The sequence below is a fragment of the Microbulbifer sp. genome (genome assembly GCF_036563125.1).
Lineage (GTDB): Bacteria > Pseudomonadota > Gammaproteobacteria > Pseudomonadales > Cellvibrionaceae > Microbulbifer.
Genome location: NZ_DATCMV010000117.1, coordinates 1 through 4,379, shown reverse-complemented (window position 1 = coordinate 4,379; position 4,379 = coordinate 1). Strand labels below are relative to the sequence as shown.

5 protein-coding genes are annotated in these 4,379 nt (G+C 58.9%); 1 reads left to right on the top strand and 4 read right to left on the bottom strand.

Features of this window, described 5'->3' with window-relative positions; translation table 11 throughout:
• From VIL80_RS09805 to VIL80_RS09790, 4 genes are all read right to left on the bottom strand, one after another.
• A partial coding sequence (locus VIL80_RS09805) for an enoyl-CoA hydratase/isomerase family protein (RefSeq protein ID WP_332035931.1) occupies positions 1–198 on the bottom strand: 198 nt, incomplete at its 3' end.
• Between the two features lie 195 nt (positions 199–393).
• Entirely contained in the window at positions 394–2,001 is a 1,608-nt protein-coding gene (locus VIL80_RS09800) for a carboxyl transferase domain-containing protein (RefSeq protein ID WP_332035930.1), read from the bottom strand.
• 179 nt (positions 2,002–2,180) lie between these two features.
• Positions 2,181–3,350, bottom strand: a complete 1,170-nt coding sequence (locus VIL80_RS09795; RefSeq protein WP_332035929.1) for an isovaleryl-CoA dehydrogenase — start codon at positions 3,348–3,350, stop codon at positions 2,181–2,183.
• 56 nt (positions 3,351–3,406) lie between these two features.
• Positions 3,407–3,811: a MerR family transcriptional regulator gene (locus VIL80_RS09790; protein WP_332035928.1), complete on the bottom strand. Its 405-nt coding sequence runs from the start codon at positions 3,809–3,811 to the stop codon at positions 3,407–3,409.
• Positions 3,812–4,074: 263 nt separating this feature from the next.
• On the opposite strand from VIL80_RS09790, the gene VIL80_RS09785 reads away from it, so the two are divergent.
• The coding region (locus VIL80_RS09785) for an RNA polymerase sigma factor (protein ID WP_332035927.1) at positions 4,075–4,379 on the top strand (305 nt) is incomplete at its 3' end.

The window sequence follows — 4,379 nt, the reverse complement described above, 5'->3', positions numbered from 1 at the left end:
GTCGGCGCCGGCGGAGAAGTTTTTGCCGTTGGAGGCGAGGATCAACGCGCGGATGCCGCCACTGCGGGCGAGGTTATCGAAGGTCTCGCCGAGCTGGCGAATCAGGTCATCGTCGAAGGCGTTGTGGATTTCCGGGCGGTTCAAAGTAACCGTCGCTACGCCTTCGTTGTCGATTTCGCACAGCATTTTTTCGGTCATGGCTTTCTCGCTCAAAATAGGTCTTTGGATTTCGGCAATAGCTACGGAGTCGATAAGGTTCTGATGCCGGTATTTGTTTGCTGGACCTTCTGCGACAGGGATGTCGCGGAAGAGCCCCCAGGGATGGGTTCACGGCGTGTCCAGCAAACAAATACCGGCAGCAGGACCCGCACGGAACCTTCCCTGTGCACAGTATTACATGCGGAAAACGCCGAACCTGGTTTCCTCGGGTTCTTTATGTGTGGCTGCTGCAAGACAAAGGCCGAGTACGGTACGGGTATCTTTCGGGTCGATCACACCGTCGTCCCACAGGCGCGCGGAGGCGTAGTAGGGGTGGCCCTGGTGTTCGTAGTCGTCGATGATCGGCTGCTTGAACTTCGCGATTTCTTCCGCGCTCCACTCCTCGCCCTGCGACGCCATCTGGTCTTTTTTCACCTGCGCCAGCACGCCCGCCGCCTGCTCGCCGCCCATCACGGAAATGCGCGCATTGGGCCACATAAACAGGAAGTTGGGATCGTAGGCGCGGCCGCACATACCGTAGTTGCCGGCACCAAAGGAACCGCCGATCAGGATGGTGATCTTCGGCACCTTCGCGGTGGCAACCGCGGTAACCATCTTCGCACCGTGCTTGGCGATACCACCGGCTTCGTACTGCTTGCCCACCATAAAACCGGTGATATTCTGCAGGAAAACCAGCGGGATATTGCGCTGCGCACACAGCTCGATAAAGTGCGCGCCCTTCTGTGCGCTCTCAGCAAACAGGATGCCGTTGTTCGCCACGATACCCACCGGGTAACCGTGGATGCGCGCAAAGCCGGTCACAAGCGTGGTGCCGTACAGCGCCTTGAATTCATCAAATTCGGAACCGTCCACCACCCGGGCGATGATCTCGCGCACGTCGTACGGCTGGCGGGAATCCTTCGGCACAATGCCGTAGATTTCCTCGGGCGGATAAATCGGTTCCACCGGCTTGGTGATATCGAGTCCCGGATTTTTCACCCGGTTCAGGCGCGCCACCGAGTTGCGCGCGATCTGCAGCGCGTGCGTGTCGTTATTGGCAAAGTGGTCGGACACCCCGGATATCTTGCAGTGCACCTCCGCACCACCCAGTTCCTCCGCGGAAACCTCCTCACCGGTAGCGGCTTTCACCAGCGGCGGACCGGCCAGGAAAATCGTGGCCTGTTCCTTCACCATGATGGACTCATCCGCCATCGCCGGCACATAAGCGCCGCCGGCAGTACAGCTGCCCATCACCACCGCAATCTGCGGAATGTTTTTCGCCGACAGGTTGGCCTGGTTGAAGAAGATGCGGCCAAAATGTTCGCGATCCGGGAACACATCGTCCTGGCGCGGCAGGTTGGCACCGCCGGAATCCACCAGATAAATACACGGCAGGTTGTTCTGCTCGGCGATCGCCTGCGCGCGCAGGTGTTTTTTCACCGTCAGCGGATAATAGGTACCGCCTTTCACTGTGGCATCGTTGGCCACAATCACGCAGGGCTGGCCGGCCACGGTGCCGATACCGGTAAGGATGCCGGCTGCGGGCACGTCTTCACCGTAAACGTCATAGGCGGCCAACTGGGAAAATTCCAGAAACGGACTGCCCGGATCCAGCAGGGTGTCGATACGATCTCGCGGCAGCAGCTTGCCGCGAGAAACATGTTTTTCCCGCGCGCGTTCATTGCCGCCCCTGGCGATGGTTTCCAGCTTATCCCGCAGGTCGTCGACGATCTTCTGCATCTGCTCACGGTTTTCCGCAAACGCTGCATCGCGGGAATTTATCTTGCTCTGAATCTGATTCATAAAGACTTACGAAGTTGATTAGAGATCAGCACCACAATGCGAAGGTGCTGATACCGGTATTGGTTTGCAGGACCTTCTGCGACAGGGATGTCGCGGAAGAGCCCCCATGGATGGGTTCACGGCGAGTCCTGCAAACCAATACCGGTAGCAGTGCCGCCACAAAACCATCTACAAAGTCCTTAGCGAGTTTCGTTAAACAACTCACGCCCAATCAGCATGCGACGGATCTCGGAAGTGCCCGCGCCAATCTCGTACAGCTTGGCATCGCGCAGCAGTCGACCGGTGGCGTACTCGTTGATATAGCCGTTGCCGCCCAGAGTCTGGATCGCCTGCAGCGCCATCTGTGTAGCGCGCTCCGCAGTAAACAGGATCACCGCCGCAGAATCCTTGCGCGAATCCTCACCGCGGTCACAGGCACGCGCAACCGCGTACAGATACGCGCGGCTCGCATTCAGGTCCGCATACATATCCGCAACCTTGCCCTGCATCAGCTGGAACTCACCGATCGCCTTGCCGAACTGCTTGCGGTCGTGAATGTACGGCACCACGATATCCATGCACGCCTGCATGATGCCCACCGGGCCGCCGGACAAAATCGTGCGCTCGTAATCCAGGCCGCTCATCAGCACGCGCACACCGCCGTTCAGCTGACCCAGGATATTTTCTTCCGGCACTTCACAGTCCTCGAACACCAGCTCACAGGTGTTGGAACCGCGCATGCCCAGCTTGTCCAGTTTCTGCGCCTGGGAGAAACCCTTGAACCCGCGCTCCACGATAAACGCCGTGATACCGCCGGAGCTGATGCCCGGCTCGGTGCGCGCGTAAATCACGTAGGTCTCGGCATCCGGACCATTGGTGATCCACATCTTGTTGCCGTTCAGGATAAAACGGTCGCCCTTCTTCTCCGCCTTCAGCTGCAGGCTCACCACATCGGAACCGGAGTTTGGCTCGCTCATCGCCAGCGCACCCACATGCTCACCGGAGCACAGCTTCGGCAGATACTTCGCTTTCTGCTCCGGCGTACCGTTCTTGCGGATCTGGTTTACACACAGGTTGGAGTGGGCGCCGTAGGACAGACCGACGGACGCGGACGCGCGGGAAATCTCCTCCATCGCCACCGCGTGCGCCAGGTAACCCATGTTGGTGCCGCCGTATTCCTCTTCGACGGTCATGCCGAGCAGGCCCAGCTCGCCGAACTTTTTCCACATATCGGCCGGGAACAGATTGTCCTCATCGATCTGCGCTGCGCGCGGGGCCAGTTCCGCCTGGCAGAACTTGTAGACCATGTCCCGCAGCATATCGATGTCTTCACCGAGGCCGAAGTTGAGGGTTGGGTATGGAGTATTCATGGGTTGCTCCGCTTTCCGTCAGTCAGAGTTACTAATTCGGGTTGAATGGGTTGGATTCAGGTCGTCTGTTGTTTCAGTGCTTCAATTCTGGCGACCTCGGCACGCGCCGTTGCGTCGTCCAGCTGCGACAGCATCTTTTCGATGTCGCGCTGTTGTTGCAGCAGCTGCTGGCGCTTGGTGTCGATCCGCTCGAGGAGGCGGTTGAGCTGTTCGACATTGCCCTTGGCGGGGTCGTACATGTCGATGATTTCGCGGCTCTCGTCGAGGGAGAAACCGAGGCGCTTGCCGCGCAGGATCAGCTTCAGGCGCACCCGGTCCTCGGGAGAGTAGATTCGCGTCTGCCCGCGCCGCTCGGGGCTGAGCAGCCCCTTGTCTTCGTAGAAGCGGATGGTGCGGGTAGTAATCCCGAATTCCTGGGCCAGCTCGGAGATGCTGTAGCTGTCGGCGGTGGTGTTGCTCATGGGGCCTTTCCTCAGAAGTGCCTGAAGGATAGTTGACGTTTACGTTAACGTAAACGTGAATAAGGGCCAAAGAGTGACCAGAATGGCTTTTGTAGTTTTAAGTGCTGGTGGATAAATGCCTGAGAACGGTTAGTGGTATGGGCAAAAGCAAGGTTGCGGAATATTTATGTAAGGTTTCCCGCCCGCTGGGTACAGTACCTGTCGACCCCCGCCGCCAGTGGCCGAAAAGCCACCACAAATACTACGGATAGAAGAGCGATAACTTGGACGCGCGTGAACAGACTTTTCAGCAATTACTCGAGGACTGTGGCGGCGGCATTGCGCGCCTGGCGGGAAGTTACGTGCGCAACAGCGCAGAGCGGGAAGACCTGGTGCAGGAAATCTGGCTTGCAATCTGGCGGGCGCTGCCCGGGTTTCGCGGTGAGTCCAGCCTGCGCACCTTCGTCTATCGCATCGCCCACAATCGCAGCGTTACCCAGCTCGCGCGCCGGCGCGACAGTGACGACAGCGATCTGCTGGAAACTGTGCCCGACGAGCGCCCGGGACCGGAAGCACGGCTGATGCAGAG